At 73.8% G+C, this 18,526-nt stretch carries 14 protein-coding genes; 9 read left to right on the top strand and 5 right to left on the bottom strand.

Translation table 11 applies throughout. From position 1 onward, the window contains the following. The first annotated feature begins 138 nt into the window (after positions 1 to 138). Positions 139 to 1,308 carry a mechanosensitive ion channel family protein gene (locus tag ACZ6SD_RS04890; RefSeq protein ID WP_465315574.1) on the top strand — a complete coding sequence of 390 codons (1,170 nt, stop codon included), beginning with the start codon at positions 139 to 141 and terminating at the stop codon, positions 1,306 to 1,308. 85 nt (positions 1,309 to 1,393) lie between these two features. Continuing rightward, positions 1,394 to 2,752: an acyltransferase gene (locus ACZ6SD_RS04885; RefSeq protein WP_465315573.1), complete on the top strand. Its 1,359-nt coding sequence runs from the start codon at positions 1,394 to 1,396 to the stop codon at positions 2,750 to 2,752. Here ACZ6SD_RS04885 and ACZ6SD_RS04880 read toward each other — a convergent pair. After that, entirely contained in the window at positions 2,666 to 5,986 is a 3,321-nt protein-coding gene (locus ACZ6SD_RS04880) for a S8 family serine peptidase (RefSeq protein WP_465315572.1), read from the bottom strand. The two genes, ACZ6SD_RS04885 and ACZ6SD_RS04880, sit on opposite strands and share 87 nt — an antisense overlap. A gap of 136 nt (positions 5,987 to 6,122) precedes the next feature. Between ACZ6SD_RS04880 and ACZ6SD_RS04875 the strand changes: the two genes are divergently transcribed. From ACZ6SD_RS04875 to ACZ6SD_RS04865, 3 genes are all read left to right on the top strand, one after another. Beyond that, on the top strand, positions 6,123 to 7,412 hold the full coding sequence (locus ACZ6SD_RS04875; RefSeq protein ID WP_465315571.1) for a helix-turn-helix domain-containing protein: 1,290 nt from the start codon (positions 6,123 to 6,125) through the stop codon (positions 7,410 to 7,412). A 60-nt stretch (positions 7,413 to 7,472) separates the two neighbouring features. Then, positions 7,473 to 8,033 carry an NUDIX domain-containing protein gene (locus tag ACZ6SD_RS04870; protein WP_465315570.1) on the top strand — a complete coding sequence of 187 codons (561 nt, stop codon included), beginning with the start codon at positions 7,473 to 7,475 and terminating at the stop codon, positions 8,031 to 8,033. A 475-nt stretch (positions 8,034 to 8,508) separates the two neighbouring features. Continuing rightward, a complete protein-coding gene (locus ACZ6SD_RS04865) occupies positions 8,509 to 9,450 on the top strand; it encodes a hypothetical protein (RefSeq protein WP_465315569.1) in 942 nt (313 codons plus the stop codon). On the opposite strand, the gene ACZ6SD_RS04860 is transcribed toward ACZ6SD_RS04865, so the two are convergent. The 4 genes from ACZ6SD_RS04860 to ACZ6SD_RS04845 form a co-directional block, all read right to left on the bottom strand. Further along, a complete protein-coding gene (locus ACZ6SD_RS04860; RefSeq protein WP_465315568.1) occupies positions 9,423 to 11,510 on the bottom strand; it encodes a hypothetical protein in 2,088 nt (695 codons plus the stop codon). The two genes, ACZ6SD_RS04865 and ACZ6SD_RS04860, sit on opposite strands and share 28 nt — an antisense overlap. Positions 11,511 to 11,642: 132 nt before the next feature. Then, positions 11,643 to 12,371, bottom strand: a complete 729-nt coding sequence (locus ACZ6SD_RS04855) for an RNA polymerase sigma factor (RefSeq protein ID WP_465315567.1) — start codon at positions 12,369 to 12,371, stop codon at positions 11,643 to 11,645. Positions 12,372 to 12,568: 197 nt separating this feature from the next. Further along, entirely contained in the window at positions 12,569 to 12,775 is a 207-nt protein-coding gene (locus ACZ6SD_RS04850) for a hypothetical protein (RefSeq protein ID WP_465315566.1), read from the bottom strand. Between the two features lie 199 nt (positions 12,776 to 12,974). Beyond that, positions 12,975 to 13,568 carry a TetR/AcrR family transcriptional regulator gene (locus tag ACZ6SD_RS04845; protein ID WP_465315565.1) on the bottom strand — a complete coding sequence of 198 codons (594 nt, stop codon included), beginning with the start codon at positions 13,566 to 13,568 and terminating at the stop codon, positions 12,975 to 12,977. Between the two features lie 107 nt (positions 13,569 to 13,675). Between ACZ6SD_RS04845 and ACZ6SD_RS04840 the strand changes: the two genes are divergently transcribed. From ACZ6SD_RS04840 to ACZ6SD_RS04825, 4 genes are read left to right on the top strand one after another with little or no spacing between them, the layout of a single operon-like run. Further along, positions 13,676 to 14,572, top strand: a complete 897-nt coding sequence (locus tag ACZ6SD_RS04840; RefSeq protein WP_465315564.1) for an SDR family NAD(P)-dependent oxidoreductase — start codon at positions 13,676 to 13,678, stop codon at positions 14,570 to 14,572. Then, positions 14,569 to 16,191 (top strand): AMP-binding protein, encoded by a 1,623-nt coding sequence (locus tag ACZ6SD_RS04835; protein WP_465315563.1) that lies wholly within the window; start codon positions 14,569 to 14,571, stop codon positions 16,189 to 16,191. Before ACZ6SD_RS04840 ends, ACZ6SD_RS04835 begins: the two co-directional genes overlap by 4 nt. After that, on the top strand, positions 16,188 to 17,066 hold the full coding sequence (locus tag ACZ6SD_RS04830; protein ID WP_465315562.1) for a patatin-like phospholipase family protein: 879 nt from the start codon (positions 16,188 to 16,190) through the stop codon (positions 17,064 to 17,066). Before ACZ6SD_RS04835 ends, ACZ6SD_RS04830 begins: the two co-directional genes overlap by 4 nt. Then, the gene (locus ACZ6SD_RS04825) at positions 17,063 to 18,511 is read left to right on the top strand and encodes a flavin-containing monooxygenase (RefSeq protein ID WP_465315561.1); all 1,449 of its coding nucleotides are present in this window, start codon (positions 17,063 to 17,065) and stop codon (positions 18,509 to 18,511) included. The genes ACZ6SD_RS04830 and ACZ6SD_RS04825 overlap by 4 nt, the downstream gene beginning before the upstream one ends. Positions 18,512 to 18,526: the final 15 nt, after the last annotated feature.

The raw sequence follows: 18,526 nt of genomic DNA, 5'->3' as shown, positions 1-18,526 counted from the left end.
GCAGGAAAGCGCCAGAGGCGAGAAGTGTTCATTCGCGCGGCCCGCTCCCCGCCTGTGAACCAGCCCACTAACGGGTGAAACAGTGCGGCGTCCGGGTACGCCACCGGTGACGGCCCAGCCCCGACGGGAGGGAGAGCTGTGACGGACGGCTGGCTGCGGGTCGGGTCGGCGGCGGTGGTCGCGGTGCTCGCCTACGGGGTGTTCCTGCTCGCCGAGCGGCTGCTGCGGCGGGCGCTGCGCAGGCTGGGGCAGCGCTCGGCGCTGCTGCTTGAGCTGACCGAGCACACCGCGCGCCCGCTGCGCTGGTTCGTGGCGATGGTCGTGCTGCGGGTGACCGTGGGCGTCGCGCTGCCCGCCGGGCCGTGGCGCGAGCCGCTCTCGCACGCGCTCACCCTGGCGCTGATCGCGACCGGGGCGTGGCTGCTGGCCGGGGTGCTGGTGTCGGTCGAGCAGACTTTGCTGTCGCGGCTGCGGGTGGACGAGCGCGACAACCGGCACGCCCGACGGGTGCAGACCCAGATCACCCTGGTCCGGCGGGTCACCGTCGCCGGGGTCGCGGTGCTGGCCCTGGGCACCATGCTGATGACCTTTCCCGCCGCCCGCGCCGCGGGCACGAGCCTGCTGGCCTCGGCCGGGGTCATCGGCGCCATCGCGGCCCTGGCCGCGCAGTCGCTGCTCGGCAACGTCTTCGCTGGCCTGCAGATCGCCTTCAGCGACGCCATCCGGCTCGACGACGTGGTGATCGTCGAGGGCGAGTGGGGCCGCATCGAGGAGATCACCCTGACGTACCTGGTCGTGCACATCTGGGACGACCGGCGGCTGGTCATCCCCACCTCGTACTTCATGTCCAAGCCGTTCGAGAACTGGACCCGCCGGGAGGCCGCACTGCTGGGCACGGTGGAGCTCGACGTGGACTGGACGATGCCGGTGGAGCAACTGCGCGCCGAGTTGCGGCGGATTCTGGAGAGCACCGACCTGTGGGACGGCCGGGTCTGCGTGTTGCAGGTGACCGACGCGGTCAACACGCTGGTCCGCGTGCGGGCCCTGGTGAGCGCGGCCGACGCGCCCACCCTGTTCGACCTGCGGTGCCTGGTCCGCGAGCGGCTGGTCGGCTGGACCCGGGCCAAGCACCCGTACGCGGTGCCGCGGCTGCGCACCGAGCACGTGCCCACGGTCTCCCCCAACGGGTCCCGGGCCGGGCTCACCGAGCCCGACCACGACGCCCGCCTGTTCGGCGAGAGCCCGGACGGCCGCGAGCGCGTGCAGACCTTCACCGGCCCGGAGCCGACCACCCGGCCCGCCGACTGACCCGTTTGACCTCTGGTTGGCCCTCCCGGCTCTGCCCTACCGTGCCGCGGTAGCCGCGGTTGCCGTGCTGAGGGGATGGCCGACAGTGAGCGCTTGGCCCGAGTTGCGGGTGTCCCGAACGATCCGCGCGGGCAGCGCGCCCGGGACTGTCATCCGCTGCGGGGTGCTGGACACGGCGCTGGCCGACGTGCCCGTCTCGGTCGTGTTCTTCTTCCGGCGGGCGGTGGACGAGATCCGCCTCGCCGATGGCCTGGCCCGCGCCCTGGCCCGCCTGCCGCTGTTCGCGGGCAGGCTCCGCACCCGCGCCGACCGCCTGGACCTGGTCTGCGACGACGCGGGCGTCCCGTTCACGGTCTTCGACGTGGCCGAGACGCTGCCCGAGGCGGTCGCCCGCGCGCCCCTGCCCGGCTCCGGCTACGTCGAGCACGTCGAGGCCCCGAAGGCCAGGGCGGGCGGGCTGCCGCTGCTCACGGTCCGGGTCACCCGGTTCTCCGACGGCGCGATGGCCCTGGGCTGCTCGTGGCACCACGCGGTGGGCGACCTGGCGACGTTCGCGCTGCTCATGCGCACGTGGTCGGCGGTGGTGGCGGGCCTGCGGCCACCCGAGGTCGAGCTGGTCGCCGACCCGGACGCGCGCCTGGGCCGGGTCCTGCCGCCGGGCGGCTCCGACCGTCCCGGCTTCCGCCTCCCCGACGCCGAGGACGCCGCCCGGCTGCTCCAGGAGCTCGACTCCGCGGTCCGGGCGAACCACACGGCGCAGATTTACTTCGGCGACGCCGAGCTGACCCGGCTGCGGGCGGCGCTGGCCGCCGAGGGCGGGCTCTCTGTCGACGGCCTTTCCGTCAACGCGGCCCTCTGCGCCCATGTCACCACCACGATTCGCGCTCTGGACGACGACCGGGAGCCGCGCCTGCTGGCCATGCCGGTGAACAGCCGCCGTTTTCTCGGCCTGTCTCCCGCGGTGACTGGCAACCTCGTGACCGAGATCGTCCTGCGCTGCCCGCCCCAGGCTGGCGCCGGGGCGCTGGCGGCCGAGATCCAGGCCGCCGTGACCGGGTTCGCGGGGGCGCACCTCAATTTTCGCGCCACTCTGGAGTTCCTGGCCGCCGTCGGCCACGCCCGCCTGCGCGACTGCGTCCCGGTCGGTTTCGATCCGGGAAACCGCACCATGCTGGTCAGCAATTGGAGCCGTTTCGGCTTCTACGACATCGCCTTCGACGGCGAGCGCCCCGCGTTCTTCAGCCCGACCGCCGCCCTGCGGCTCCCCTGGGGGGCGGCACTGGTGGAGGGTTTCGACAACACGGGAATGCTGTGCACGGTGACGCTTCCCGCCCGGCTCGCGGCCGCATTGCGCGACTCAGCGGGCACAGCGGCGCTGCACCGGTTTCGACACCCCGCCGACGTCTTGCCCCCGCTCGCGTCGGCGGTCCGCGCACTGATCTGAACGCGTTTCGGCTAGCGCGAAGACGTTTCGTAGGCGCGCAGGATGGTTTGCTCGACGGTGTTGCCTTCGGCGTCCGCCGCGGTCGCGCGCAGCGCCACATGGCGGGTTCCCGGTGGGTGGGTGATGGTGGCGACGGCGTCCGGCGATCCCGGGGCGCGGGTCACCGGGACCGGGAACCAGGTGCGGCCGTCGTCGACGGACGCGGCGACCGCCAGTGTGGGGATCGTGGTCGGCGGGGCTCCTTCTTGTCGTTGGACGGCAAGGGGGACACGCACGCTCGGGGCGGTCACCTGGTTGTCGGCGTTCAGGTCCGGCGGGGCGAAGCGGACGGCCATCAGAGGCAGCGGCACGCCGCCCTTGCGGGTTTCCGGTCGGGCCGAGGTGAAGGTCCAGGCGCAGGCGATTTCCGTGCTGTACCGGGAAAAGGCGGCGCGGGTGGCCCTGGCTTCCAGCCGGTAGCGGGCCGGAGCCGCCGGGACGTCGAACGTGCCCTGGCCGGGCAGGTCGGTCTCGCCGATCTTGTCGCCTTCCCGGTACAGCGCCGTCGCCGCCGAGTCTACTATGGACACACCGGTGCGGTCGAACCCCGCGTCGCCGAACAGCGGGATGGTCAGCGACATCGTATCCGCGGACCGGGAAGCCCAGTCGCCGTGCGCCAGCGAGGGGGTGAACACGGCCGAGTTCCACTGGTCCGCGTAGGTTTTTCCGGGCTGGTGGTCTTGCCCGCCGCCGGTGAGCACGGTTTCGGTGCGCCTGGCGTCGCGGACCGGTTTCCACTGCTGGAACTCCGCGGACCACCGGAGGCCGTCGGCGTTGTGGTACTCGACGCGGGTCGAGGGGATGGGCAGGGTCAGGCCGTAGCCGGTGGCCGCGCCGAACAGCGGCTCCTGGGCTATCCAGAGCTTGGTTCCACCGCGCCCCTTGGCTTGCTCCCGATACACGGTGTCCACTTTGGCCAGTCCGGCGTCGGCGACCGTGCGGGTGAAGCCGGTCGGGAAGCGGCCGTAGTCGAACCAGTTCAGGGCGTAGGTCACCGGACTGCCGGGCAGGTCCCACGCCGCCGATGCTGGCGATGAGTTCCCCGTCCGGAACGGGCCCGCCGAGCTGGCCGATGAAGATCCGCTCGAAGGTGTCGCCGAGGACCCCGGTCGACAGGGCGCCGCGGGTATAGGCCGCGCCGACCGCGCGCGGGCGCACGCCGGGGCGGGTGAAGGAGACCACGACCGGGCGGGCGGCCGCGGCGGCGAGGACGACCGTGGTGTCCGCGGTGACCTCGACCGAGGGGTGGACGACCTTGTGGGAGTTGGCCGTCACGCCGTCCGGGCGGGCGGTGGCCAGCACCGCGTCCACGTGGTAGCGGCCTTTGCGGACCCGCACCGTGCCGACGCCGCCGACGGTGGCGACCGGGCGGTAGGCGACCAGGTCGAATACCAGGGCGAAGTTGCGGTCGGAAAGCTGGCCGTTGCCGTCGACCGCGCGCAGGGTCAGGTCGTAGCTCTCCGGCTCCCGGTCCACGGCGACCGGCGTGGTGATCCGCCGCCCGCCCGCCTCGGCCAGGATTCGGGCGCTGAACGCGCCGTCCGGCCCGGGAAGCGCGGTGTCCGCCGAGACCTCGACGCTCGCGGCGCCGTGGGCGGGCACGACGATCTCGCTGGCGGACAGGCTGAACATGCCCGCGGGCGCGTCGGAATCGGCCAGGGACAACCGGAACGTGACGGGCTGGTCCTCGGCGTTGTGATACGTCACCGTTTTCGTGGTCACCGGGTCGTCCCCGTGCGGCCACGGCTGCCTGCCCAGCGACACCGACGCGGGCTCGGCGTGCCCGGTCTGCGCCACCGCCCGCCCGACGTCCACCCGGCCCGCGCCTTGCGCGAACCCGCCCGCGCCCGCGATCGGCGCGGCCGACCCCAGCAGCGCCGCCTTGATCCGCGCCCCGGTCCAGTCCGGCCGAAGCTGCGCCACGATCGCCGCCGCCCCCGCGACGTGCGGGGCCGCCATCGACGTGCCGCTGCGCGACCCGTGCCGCGCGCGCCCGGGAACCGCGGCGGTGATCTCGACGCCGGGCGCCACGATGTCCGGCTTGAGCGCGGCGTCGCGCACCCGGGGCCCGCGCGCGGAGAACCCGGCCAGCGCGTCGTCCCCGTCGACCGCGCCCACCGCCAGCGCGGCGTCCGCGCTCGCGGGCGAGGACACCGTCTCCGCGCCGTGCCCGCCGTCGTTGCCCGCGGCGACGACGAACAGCGTGCCGTGGGTGGCGCTGAGCCGGTTCACCGCGGTCTCCAGCAGGTCGTCCTCGGCGGTGTCGGGGCCGCCGAGGCTGAGGTTGACCACCTTCGCCCCCGCCTGCGCCGCCCACGCCATCCCGGCGAGGATCGCCGACTCCGGGCAGCCCTGGGCGTCGCACACCTTGCCGATCAGCAGCGACGCCTCGGGCGCGACGCCGACGTAGGCGCCGGACCCGGCGATCGTGGCGGCGACGTGCGTGCCGTGGCCCACCTCATCTGTCACCTGCCCGTCCGCCGCGTTCCGGCCGGTGAACGCGCGCGTCTCGGCGATCCGCCGCCGCAGGTCGGGATGGGTGGTGTCGGCGCCGGTGTCGAGGACGGCGACCCGCACCCCCTTCCCGGTGAGCCCGGCCCGCCACGCGGTCGGCGCGCCGATCTGGGGGACGCTGTGGTCGAGGCTGAGCGCGCGGACGCCGTCCAGCCAGATCCGGCCCCCGGCCCGCGTCGCGCGCTCGCGCCAGAACCCCGCGGCGTCGCCCTTGGGCACCCGGACGGCGGTCATGCCCACGGCCGACAGCGCGGTGCCGCGCACGCCAGTGGCGGGCGTGATCAGCGGCAGGTCCGCGGCGCGCTCGTCGGAGTACCCGGCCCGCAGCAGCCCGGCCACGTCGAAAAGCCGCTGGTCCAACCGGTTCGCGTGCAGGTCGGCCCACGCGTCCGACGGGACGACCAGCAGCCGGGGACCGGCGCCCGCCGTGGCGAACTGGACGTGCTCGCGGCCCGGCCCCGGGTCGACCGCGGGAACCAGTCGCTCGCCCACCCGGCGCACGGTGACGTGGTCGCCGGTGATCAGCGTGACCGACCCCAGGTACGCCGACGGCGGCGCGGGCGCGCCCGCCTGGCCCACGCCGGGCGCCGCGACGCCGAGCGCGGCGGCGCTGACGACGGCCACGAGAGCAGGCAGTTTCCGCATGTCCCCAACCAAGTCGAGGGCCGAGGGCGGCGTCAAGATCCGATCGTAGGGACCTCGCGTTCAGTCCACAGAGGACACTGTGTCCCAAATCCGCGCCCCGGGCGCGTAGTCCAGGGAGTCGACGGCGACGACCCGCCTCGATACGCTCGTGATCAACCGACGCGGAGGTGGCATGGCCGACGAGGTGAGCTTCGGAACGGCCCTGCGCCGGGGACGCCTGGCCGCGGGGCTGTCGCTGGCCGCGATGAGCCGCGCGGTCAACTACTCCAAGGGGTACCTGAGCAAGGTCGAGACCGGGGTCAGCCCGCCGACGCCGTGGCTGGCCCGGCGCTGCGACCAGGTGCTCGGCCTCGGCGGCACGCTGGCCGACCTGGTCCCCGCCGACTCCCCCGGGCCAGCCGAGCGGGTCGCGCCCGCCGGGACCGTGTGGATGATGGGGCTGGGCAACAGCGGGTCCTGGTACGCGCCGATGGAGGCGCACGAGGCCGCGGCGCTGGCGGCGACCCCGGCGATGGCGTTCCGGATCGCGGCGGACACCGTGCCCAGCGCGGTCGCCCACGACAGCGTGGCGTCGGGGTTTTCCGCGGTGTTCGACCATTTGCGCTCGGTCGGCCGGGCCACGCTGCCCGGCACGGTGCTGCCGGTGCTCGTCTCGCAGGTGCAGGTGATCCGCGGGCTCGCCGAGAGTACGAGCGGGCAGGCGGCCACCCGGCTCACCGCCCTGTCGGCCCGCTGCGCCGAGTACGCGGGCTGGATGGCCCAGGAGGACGGCGACGACCGCGCCGCCCGGTGGTGGACCGCGCTGTCGGTCGAGCTGGCCGAGCGCGCGGGCGACCTGGACCTGGTCGGCTACGGGCTGGTGCGGGAGGCCGAGATCCGGCTGTACCGCGAGGACGCCGACGGCACGGTGGAGCTGGCCGCGCGGGCCGGGTCGCTGCCCGGGGTGCTGCCGCGCACCCGGGCGCTGGCCGCGCACCGCGAGGCGCAGGGCCATGCGCTGGCCGGGCGGATCGGCGCGTGCGCCGCCGCGCTCGACCGGGCGCGCGAGCAGTGGGCCGAGTCCGCCCGCGCCGCCCGAGGCGACGCCCCGCTGGGCACGACGACGGTGACCGACCTCGGCGCGATGGTGGAGGGCTGGTGCGCCTACGAACTGGGCGCGCCGCACGACGCGATCGACCGGCTGCACGTGGGATTGTCCGGCACGCCAGAGGATTCCCTGCGCATCCGCGGGCTCATCGGGATGCGGCTGGCGCTGGCCTACGAGGCCGTCGGCGAGCTGGCGGAGATGGAACGGTTCGCCCGCGCGGCTTTGGCCGCTGTGCCCACGGTCCGCTCGGCCACTGTCCTGAGTCAACTGCGGCTGCTGTCGCGGGCGTTGGGGCGGCACACCGGCAAAAGCGCGGCCGCCGAGCTGCGCGCCGACATCGCCCAGACGGTGGCGCGGCTGCGGCGGGAGGACTGAGACGGTGACTGTCCTCTCTGGACCGACTCAGGCGCGCCGATGACGTGGTTTTATTATCTCATGCACAATAAGCCGTCTCCGCCCTGGCGCACGGTGTCCAGCGACATCGCGCATCGGAACCCCTGGTTCGTCCTGCACCGCGACGAGGTGATCCGGCCGGACGGCGAACCCGGCCAGTACTACCACGTCCGCTCGCCCGGCGCGGTGACGGTGCTCGCCATCGATGAGACGGATCATGTGCTGGTGACCCGGCAGTGGATCTACACCCACGGCGGAGCCGAGTGGCGGCTGCCCGCCGGCGCGATCGACGACACCGACGCCGACCCGTTCGCCGCGGCGCGCCGGGAACTGGCCGAGGAGACCGGGTTCCGGGCGGACACGCTGCGCCCGCTTGGCCGGATCAGCGGCTGCGACAGCTTCTCCGACCACGTCGACCACGTGTTCGTCGCGACCGGTCTGACCCCGGGCAGACCCCGGCCCGCTGGCGGCGAGTTGGACCTCACCACGCACTGGCTGGACTTCGCCGAGGGCCTGGCTCTGGTCCGGCGGGGCGAGATGCGGCACGCGCCCAGCGCGCACGCCTTTCTGACGATAGCGCTCGAACGCGCCACCCGGGAATAGCGCCACAACGCCCGACAGGGGACCACACGATGTGGTCCCCTTGGGGGCCGCGAAAGCGGCTTAACACAGACAGAAGTCGGATGTGGCGGCTCAGGCGGAGAGCCCGGCGAGCTGGGCCAACACGATCAGCACGGCGTGGGTCTGCATTGTTCTCGCACCTCCCTCCCCTTTCTCGTGGACCCACCGCGGGCCGTTTTCCGGGCGCGCGCCACCCACCCAGCGACCGGGTGCGCGTCGCGTTCCTTTCTCGACCGGATCGGTCTCGCGTTGTCGAGTCCTTTACCGCGCCGCCGGAAATGTCCGCGGCTTTCGGTGTCCACTCCATGGTCGCGTGGCGCGCGCCGGGGCCACCAGGGGTTTCCTGTTGCCTTCCGCGCGGCTGGGGCGGGAAACGTCGGCCCGTCGGCTGACGATGATCCGCCCCGTATGGTTACGTGACCGGCGACTGGTGCAGTACGCCGCAGGGAGGCGCCCCATGACCGAGCCGCTGGACCGACTCGTCGGCGACCTGAAGGCGTTGCGCAAGGGCCGGGGCATCCACGCCCCGAACCTGGTGCGGCTCGCCTCGGGCGCGCTCGGCCAGGCCTGCGCGGTGCTGGCCGAGGACGAGCCAGCCCGGGTGCGGGCGAAGGTGCGGGACCGGTTGCGCGGCCTGGCTTCCCTGTTGCAGGAAGACCTCCGGGTCGCCGCGTTCGCCGCGTTCGCCTTGGACGAGGACTTCAACCAGGCCCTCTACACCGACCGGCTGCAACTGGCCGGGGCCCGGCTCAGCCGGGACGTGCGCACCGTCCGCCGCCGGGTGGACGAGGCGATCGACCGGATCGCCGAGCTGGCGCTCACCCCGGCGGGCGAGAGCGACGCGGCGGAGGCGGCGCGGATTGGCTGGCACACGGTGTCTCTGCGCGCTTTGGTCGTGCTCGACGGGCCCGCGCCCGAGGTCATCGAGTTCCGCAGGATCGCCGCCGACCGCGACGGCCTCGGCGAGGTCGACATCGCCATCACCAAGGCGAACGACACCGAGCCGCTGCCGCAGATCCTGCACGGCGGCACCCTGGTCCACCTGTCCTCGGACAAGCCCCGGCGGCCCCGGCTGGGGCTGCGGATGAGCGAGCGCCTTGACCGCGCCGACGAGCACGAGTTCGTCCTGCGCCGCCGCGTTTCCAGCCACGAGCTGATGCTGCCGTATTTCGCCTGCACGCCGGAGAACCGCTGCGACCACTTCGATTTGCGGGTCAGGTTCGACCGCGGCAGGCCGCCGCGGCGGGTCGCCCGGATTTCCCGGGCGATGCAGGACGATCTGCTGGACCCCGGCTACCAGGGGGAGCCGATCCAGCCGGACTCGGTGGGCGATGCGCATGTCTCCTTTGACAATCTGACCCTCAATCGCGCCTACGGGCTGGGCTGGTGGTGGACCTGACGGCCGAGCGGGTCGGCGGGTAGCGCCAGGTCCGCCAGGTCCGCCGCCGTCGCCATGGTCTCCGTGTGGCGCGGACCGAGCAGGACGCGTTGCGCCGCAAGCACTTCGGTCAGGACGACGCGCTGTTCGTCCAGCTTTCCCAGTGCCCGCAGCGCTTCGGCCATGCCGTGCCGCAGCCGCGGCCACAGCGGCTCGCCGTCGCCGACCTCGGACCGCACCAGCTCGGCCGCCCGCCGCAGCGCGGTCAGCGCCTCGCTCGGCGCGCTGGCGACCAGCGCGCGGCACCGCCAGACGGCCGCGGTGAGCGTGAGCAGGCTGCGCTCGCCGTGGCGTTCGCCGTAGTCGGAGTAGAGGACTTCCAGGTCTGCCAAGGAGGCGCGGCGCGGGTCGGGCAGGCCGGTGCGCGCGGCGAGGTCGCGGGCGAGCCGCGCGTCGGCGAACACGCACCGGGCCGCGACGAACCACCGGTGGTGGAACAGCCCGGCGCGCTCGTGGTGGCTGATCACCGACCGGGCCGCGTCGATCGCGCCGCCGATCTCGCCAGCGGGCAGCGCGGAGCGGGCGTATTCCAGCCGGGCCTCGACCAGGTTCGGCGCGGGGATCTCGGCGGCCGGACCGGCGGGCAGGTCGACGGCGAGGACCCGCAGCGCCTCGGCCGGTCTGCCGCGCAGCCGCAGCCCGGCCGCCCGGCCGACCCGGAACGCCACCGCGTCCGGCCCGGCTCCGGTGAGTTCTCCCCGTGCCCAGCACAGGTCGTCGGCCTCGGCGTACTCCCCCAGCCGGTCGCAGGCCCGCGCCGCCAGGACCCGGGCGCGGTGGAGTTGGTCCGCCGTCGCGGATTCCCGCGCCAGCACCGCCCGCGCCACCCGCAGCGACTCGGCGTCGGCGCCTGCCGCGCCGTGGGCGGCCGCGGCGGCGAGCAGCGCGCCGACGTCGTCCGGGCGCAGCCGCGCGATCTCCGCGCGCAGCGTCGCGGCGTCGCGCGCCTGCCCGCGCTCGGCCCGCGGTCGGGCCAGCGCTCCCAGCAGCGCGACCCGCCGCGGCACCCCGATCCGCTGGTCGAAGGCGAGCGCTTCGGCATGGTGCTCCTGGTCCAGCGCAAGGGTTTCCGCGCGCAGGATGGCCTCGGCCGCGGCGATCGCGTCCGCGCGTGACGCCGCGTAACGCGCGCCGCCGCGGTCCTCGGCATCGACAGCGGCGTCGACAACGATGACCTCGCCGGGAATGTCCGGGCTCGCCGCCACCCCGGTAAGCAGCGTCCGGACATGCTCGGACGGCACGACGAGCCTGCGCACCTCATCCGGGGTCAGCAGCGACGGCGGCACGTCCTCGACAATCCACAGCACCGGCAGCGCCGCCGCGTCGACGGCGCCCGCGATGGCCCGCCGGATGCGGGCCGGACTCGCGCCGTCCACCCGCACCCCGACCTCGGCCGCGATGCGGTGCAGGTCGGTCAGATACCGCCCCAGCGCGCCGATCGGCGTCTCCGGGCAGGCGGCCAGCGGCCCCGACCGGTGGATGCCGCCGGGATAGGCGTGGGCGTAGGACTCGGCGTACTCGTCCAGCAGGGCGGAAAAATCCGTCCGGCCCACCACCGCGACCGGCGCGGCCGAGGACAGCGCCTCGTGCACGGAGTCGAGCACGCCCGCGACCGGGCGGGGCGTCCACCGCGCCCACAGCGCGAGGCGTTCCCGGGCCTCGTCGGCGTCGAGCACCACCTCGACGGCCGCGTCGGCGTCGGCGGGCAGCGCCAGGGCCGCCCGCCAGACCCGGAGCCCGAGCAGGTCCCGGGCGCGGGCGGCGGCCGCGGAGTCCGGGCGGGCGCGGAAGCCGACGAGGACGAGCACGGTCGGCAGCGCGTGCGCGTCCGCGCCGTCGCGGCCGACGCACAGCAGGCCGTGCTCGACGTGGTCGACCGCCGTCGGCGCGTCCAACAGGTCGGCGACCAGCGCGTCGTCGGCGCGTCGATAGGTCAGCGCGACGCCGGGCCTGCGGACCCAGGCCACCCTGGCCAGCATCCGGCGAACTGGCGTGACCGGCCGATCGGCAAGCGTATCCACCACGGCTACCTTCCTCGCGTTCTGGCGAAAACCCAGGCGCTCCGCCCGAACACCTACGGCGCGGCCACCGCGCCCGTGACTCCGGAGTGGACAAATAATGGACAATCTCCTTTCCCCGCCGTCGATATCCCCCTACTGGAGGAACCGGCACACCTTGTCGTGCGCCTGCCTGGCCAGCCGGACCACCTCGCCGGGGTCGACGCCGAGCCGCCGCGCGGTCTCCGCCGGGTCGCGGTCGCGGCGCCGGTCGCGGTAGGCGACACGCTCCTCCTCGGTCAGCCCCATCGCCTCGCACAGCGTCTTCGCTGCCCGCGACTTGTTCTGCCGGGTCGCCTCGTGCGAGCGCCCGAGCAGGTCGGCGATCTCGACCAGGGACACCGAGTCGCCGCGCACCAGCGCCTCGACCACCGCCCGCTGGGCCTCCGGCAGGACGGTGTCGAGCAGGCCGACCACCCGGTCGGTGTCGTCATCGTCGTCCCACCGCGCCGGAGCCAGGGCCGCCAGCGTCTCGGCGTCGGTGGCGACCGGTGCCCGGCCCGCCTTGCGCAGCAGTTCGAGTTCGGCGAACCGCACGCACCGGGCGACCCACGCCATCAGCTGCGGGTGCTCCGGGTCCACCGTCGCCTGCTTGAGCAGCCGCTCGATCGACTCCTGGTACAGCTCGTCGAAATCCAGCCGGGACCGCCGGGCCCAGGTGAACACGCAGCGCCGAAACCCCCGGTCGTACTTGCCCGTGATCAGGTCGACAACCGCGCGCCCCGGCTCGGTCGCGGCCCGGTCGCTCTCGTGCGCCCGGCGGACCCGCCGGGGCGACGGGAGATCGCCCGCGCCCCCGAGCGGGACCCCCTCTTCGTCTGCCATGCCATGCCTACTCTCGCCAACCTGCCGTCCTCCCCTGGAGCAACAGGATGGCTTGCGCGACAACGGTTCCGCTGCCCCAAACGCTGGACAATGCGGTAGCGAGTGGACAGTGCGGCGTCCACTGGACGGATACTGGCCATCGAGTGGACACCGCCGTCCGGCCCGGTCGGCGCCCGCGCTGTTTCCGCGCATCTTGTTTACGGAGCGGCGTCGGCGACTGTGACCGCCCGCTCCACCTCGACTTGCCCGGGGGCCGACAGCACGTCCCTGGGCGGGGGCGGCGGCAGTTGCGCGGCATCGGCGGACGCGGCCTGGTAGCCGACCGCGATGCCCAGCGCGAAACCGATGACCACCAGCCAGAACCCGAACCGCACCGCCGACACCGCCGACATGAGCACCTGCATCGCGAACTCCTTCGGTGAGACGAGACCACTGCTTGATGACTCGATCATCACGCGCGAGAACGCTTGTGAGACAGGGGTTTCCCGTTGCCCCGGGTTGCGAAAGCCCGTCAGCGCAACGGATGCGCAGTTCCGCCTGGGGATCTTACCGGCCGCGGACACCAGAATCCTGTCCACAAACCGGGATTCGCGCAACCGCCCCTCAGCGGGACACCAGCGGCAGCAGGCCCCGGATGAGGTCGACCAGGTTGTCCGGGGTCACCCTCGGGTCGATGACATGCCGGGTGGCCAGGCCGACCGCGAGGTTCACGGCCGACTCGACCAGCGTGCGCACCGGCACGCCCGGGGTGACGCCGTGGTCGGCCAGCCGGGTCTCGATCGCCGCGGCGAGGGTGTCGACCACCGACCGCTGCCGGTCGGCCTCGGCGTTCACGAGCCGCGCCTCGTCGCGGGCGTCGAGCGCGAACTCCAGTTCCAGCCGGGGCCAGCCGCTGGCCATGGCCGTGGCCGTCCAGTCGCGGAGCCGGTCGAGGCCGTCGGCGATGGCGCCCGCGCCGCCGATCAGGTCCTGCAACTCGCCGATGCGCTCGCGCTGGATGTCGCGCAGGACGAGCAGGGCCAGTTGCGCCTTGCCGTCGAAGTTGGAGTACACCGCGCCGGTGGTGACCCCGGTCTCCTCGGCGATTCGCGCGATGGACGTGGCGTGGTAGCCGTCGCGGAGGAACAGGTCGCGGGCGGTTCGCAGCAGCGCCTCGCGGTTCCTCGTCTGAGCCTCGGCCCGGCTGAGACGCGCCATGGGGGGAATCCTAATCGGTGGACCCGAAGCGTTGACAACGCCCACATACCCACGATATCCAGATAGCGACATTATTCCAAGCGTGCGGCTGAGCGGAGGTCGGTCAGATGGCAGCCCGCCGCCACCCGCTCCTCACGCGCCTGTCCCGCAGCGGGGCCGCGCACTGGATGGCCAATCCGCGCTCCCACGTCGACGCGGCCGACCTGCGCGCGGCCGTGTCCGGCCGGGTCGTGCTGGTCACCGGCGCGTCCTACGGCCTCGGCGAGGCGACGGCCCGGCGCCTGGCCCAGGCCGGGGCGACGGTGCTGCTCGTCGCCAGGACCGCCGCCGCGCTCGACGCGCTGGCCGCCGACCTGCGCCGCTCGGGCGCGACCGCGCACCCCTACCCGACCGACCTGACCGACCCCGGGCAGGTGGAGGCGCTCACCGAGCGGGTGCTGTGCGAGCACGGGCACGTGGACATCCTGGTCAACAACGCGGGCAAGTCCATCCGCCGGTCCATCGCGAAGTCCACCGGCCGGTTCCACGACTTCGAGCGCACCATCGGGGTCAACTACCTCGGCCCGGTCAAGCTGTTCCTCGGCCTGCTGCCCGCGATGCGCGCCCGAGGTCGCGGGCACCTGGTCAACATCTCCACGATCGGCGTCCAGGTCCCGCCCGCGCCGAGGTGGGCGGCCTACCAGGCGTCCAAGACCGCGTTCGACGTGTTCTTCCGCAGCGCGGCGACCGAGATCGCCCGCGACGGGGTCACCGCCACCTCGGTCTACATGCCGCTGATCCGGACCAGGATGAGCGCCCCCACCCGCGTGTTCGACAACCTGCCCGGGATGTCGGCCGACGAGGCGGCGGGCGTGGTGTGCCGGGCGATCGTGCGGCGGCCCAGCCAGATCAGCCCGTGGTGGGCGGACCTGACCGAACTCGGCGCCGCCGCCACTCGCCGCCCCTGGCAGGCGATCGCGAGCCGGTTGCACGCGGGCGGCAGACGCGGGAGCGTGCGGACATGAGACGACTGGGTAGCGCGGGGAAGCTGACCAGCGGAGCCGCGATCCTGCGGCACACCGCCGCCGCGCTGGTGAGCACCGGTCTGGCGCGGCAGTCCCGGCCCGCCCAGCTGCGCGACATGCGGCGTGCGGTGCGGCACACCGGCACCTCGCCCGCCACCCTGCTCGCGGTCGCCGCCGCGCACCGGCCGGACGCGCTGGGCCTGGTCGACGACCGCGGCACGCTCACCTTCGGCCAGTTGAACGACGCCGCCGCCCGGCTGGCCCGCGGCCTGGTCGACCGGCACGGGCTGCGCCCCGGCGCCACCGTCGCGGTCCTGTGCCGCAACCACCGCGGCTTCGTCCTCGCCAGCGCCGCGGCGGGCCGGGTCGGCGCGGACGTCGTCTACCTCAACACCGAGTTCTCCGGCCCGCAGCTCGCCCGGATCTGGTCCCGGCTGGGCGCCGATGTGCTGGTGGTGGACGAGGAGTTCCTGCCACTGGTTCCCGCTGGCACACCGAGAGTCGTCGCCTGGCACGAGACCGCGACCGGAGAGTCCACTGTGGACGAGTTGGTCGCGGGCCACGCGCCGCTGCCCGCGGTGGGCAGGCTGCGGCAGGGGAAAGTCACCATCCTGACCTCCGGGACGACCGGGACGCCCAAGGGCGCGCCGCGCACGCCGAGCCCGCTGGCCGTCCTCGGCCCAGCCGTGACGATCCTGCGCCGCACCAGGCTGCGCTCCGGCGACCCGGTGCTGATCGGCCCGCCGCTGTTCCACGGCTTCGGGCTCGCCGCCTGGGCGCTGGCGGTGTTCCTGCGCTCGCCGGTGGTGCTGCGGCGGCGGTTCGACCCGGAGGTCGCGCTCGCCGACATCGAGCGGCACGGGATCGCCTTCGTGGCCGCGGTTCCGGTGATGCTGCAACGGATTCTCGCGCTGCCCCCGGCGGTGCGGGAGGGCTACGACCACAGCTGCCTGCGGGCGGTGCTCTCCGGCGGCGCGGCGCTGCGGCCGGTGCTGGCGGAGCGGTTCATGGCCGAGTTCGGCGACGTGCTCTACAACGGGTACGGGTCGAGCGAGATCGGCATCGCCGCCGTCGCCACCCCGGCGGACCTGCGGGCCGCGCCGGGCACGGTGGGGCGGCCCACGGTCGGTGTTCCGGCCCGGATCCTCGGCGACGACCGGCGGCCGGTGCCCGCCGGTCAGCCGGGGACCATCTTCGTCGGCGGGCCGCTGGTGTTCGAGGGGTACACCGGCGGCGGGACGAAGGAGATGGTGGACGGGCTGATGAACACCGGCGATGTCGGCCGGATCGATGGCGAGGGCCGTCTGCACGTCGACGGCCGGGCGGACGACATGATCGTGTCCGGGGGTGAGAACGTGTACCCGCAAGAGGTGGAGGACGTGCTCGCCCGGCACCCGGCCGTCGCCGACGTCGCGGTGATCGGCGTGGACGACGAGGAGTTCGGCCAGCGGCTGGTCGCCTATGTCGTCGCCCGCGACGCGCCGCCCGATCCGGCCGACCTCGCCTTGCACGTCAAGGAGAACCTGGCCCGCTACAAGGTTCCCCGCGCGTTCGTGTTCCTCCCCGAGCTGCCGCGCAACCCCACTGGGAAGCTGCTGCGCGGCGGGCTGCCGCGATGACCCGGCGCGGGCTCGTGGTGGGCTGCGGCGGCACTGTGGGCTTCGCGTGGTCGGTCGTCGCGCTGCGCGCGCTGGGCCGGGACCTGGGCTGGGACCCGCGCTCGGCGGAGGTCATGGTCGGCACGTCGGCTGGCGCGGAGCTGGTCGCGATCCTCGCCGCCGGGTTCACCTTGGACGATGTGCTGGCCGCGCTGACCGATCAGCCGCACGCGCCTGCCCTGCTGCGGGACCATTTCGCCGCCGGACCCGGCGCGCTGCCGCCGGTGCCCGCGCCGGGGTTCGCCGCGCCGCGCCTGGCGCGGGTGGGCGCGCATCCGCTCGCCCGGCTGGCGGGCCTGCTGCCGCTGGGACGCGGCGACCAGACGTGGCTGCGCCGCCTCGGCGACGCGCTGGCCCCGCGCGTCACGCGCCAGGACACGCTGCTGGTGGCCGCGGACCGCGACACCGGTGAGCGGGTCGTCTTCGACGCGGCCACCGGCCCGCTCGGCCCGGCGATCGCCGCGTCCTGGGCGATTCCGGGATGGTTTCCCCCGGTGGAAATCAACGGGCGCTCGTACCTCGATGGCGGGGTGCTCTCGCCCACCTCGGCCGACCTGCTTGTCGGTCGCGGGCTGGACGAGGTCGTGGTCGTCGCGCCGATGACCTCGTCAGGACCGGCGCCCGCGCGCGGGCTCAGCCGTCTGGAACGCCTGCTGCGCAAGCCGATGAGCCGACTGCTGGACGCGGAGGTCGCCGCCCTGCGCGCGGCGGGCACGGTCGTGCGCCGGATCGAGCCCGGCCCGGAGGACCTGGCCGCCATGGGGCCCAACTTCATGAACCCCCGCCGCGCTCTATCCACAGTGGAAACAGCGTTGCGCGTGCGGCGGCCCCGGTGACCCGCTCGTTCGAGGTGCTGGTGATCGGCGCGGGCGCGTCGGGCATCGGCGCGGCGATCCGGCTCAAGCAAGCCGGGATCGACTTCGCCGTGCTGGAGAAGGCCGACGGCTTCGGCGGCACCTGGCGGGCCAACACCTATCCCGGCTGCGCCTGCGACGTGCCCTCCGCGCTGTACTCGTACTCGTTCGCCCCGAATCCACTGTGGAGCCGGGTGTTCGCGACACAGCCGGAGATCCGCGCCTACATGGCCCGGACCGCCGACGCGCATGGCATCGCCGCGCACACCCGTTTCGGCGTCGAGCTAACCGGCGCGCAATGGGACCCCGCCGCGGGCCGGTGGCGGGTCGAGACCACCGATGGGCGCTACGACGCGCGGTTCCTCGTTCCCGCGCTGGGGCCGTGGAACGAGCCGCTGATCCCCGATATCCCCGGCCTGGCGGGCTTTCCCGGCGAGGTCTTCCACTCGGCGCGGTGGAACCACGGCTACGACCTGACCGGCAAGCACGTCGCCGTGGTCGGCACCGGCGCGTCCGCGGTGCAGTTCGTGCCGGAGATCGCCGCGCGCACGGCCCGGCTGCACCTGTTCCAGCGCACCGCGCAGTGGGTGCTGCCCAAGCCGGATCACCGGGTGTCCGGCGTCGCCCAGGCTCTGCTGCGGCGGTTCTCACTGGCGCGGCGGGCTGTTCGCGCGGGCCAGTACGCGATCCTGGAGACCCTGGGCGTCGGCTTCCGCGTCCCCCGGCTCCTTCGGCTGGTGCAGGCGCTGGGCCGCGCGCACCTGCGGCTCACGGTCCGCGACCGGGCGCTACGGGCGAAGCTGACACCGGACTACACCATCGGCTGCAAGCGCCTGCTGTTCTCCAACAGCTACTACCAGACCCTGGCGAAGTCCACAGTGGACGTGCACGCCTGCGCGGTCGCGGAAGTCCGCGGCTCGACGGTGATCGGCGCGGACGGCGACAGCGCCGACGTCGACGCCATCATCTTCGCCACCGGGTTCCACATCCTCGACTCCCCGCTGCGCGGCCTGGTCCGCGACGCGCGCGGGCGCACCCTCGACGACCACTGGAACGGCAGCCCCCAGAGCTACCTCGGCACCGTCGTGTCCGGTTTCCCCAACCTGTTCCTGCTGCTCGGCCCGAACCTCGGCACCGGGCACTCCTCGGCCTTCGCCGTCCTCGAAGCGCAGTTGGACTACGTCCTGGCCGCGATCACCCACGCCCGGGCGGAGAACTGGACCAGCATGGACGTGCGCGCGGAAATCCAGGCCGCCTACAACGCCGACGTCCAGCGGGCCCTCGCGGGCACCGTCTACAACACCGGCGGCTGCGCCAGCTACTACTTCGACGCCAACGGCCGCAACAGCTTCAGCTGGCCGTGGTCCACCAGCAGGCTCCGCGCCCGAGTCAGCGCGTTCGACCCCCGCGCCTTTGTGGCGAATTGATAAAACACCGCGGAT

Source organism: Actinokineospora sp. NPDC051303 (assembly GCF_055586285.1).
The sequence above is the reverse complement of the archived record's forward strand: the minus strand, read 5'-3'. Positions and strand labels throughout refer to the sequence as shown.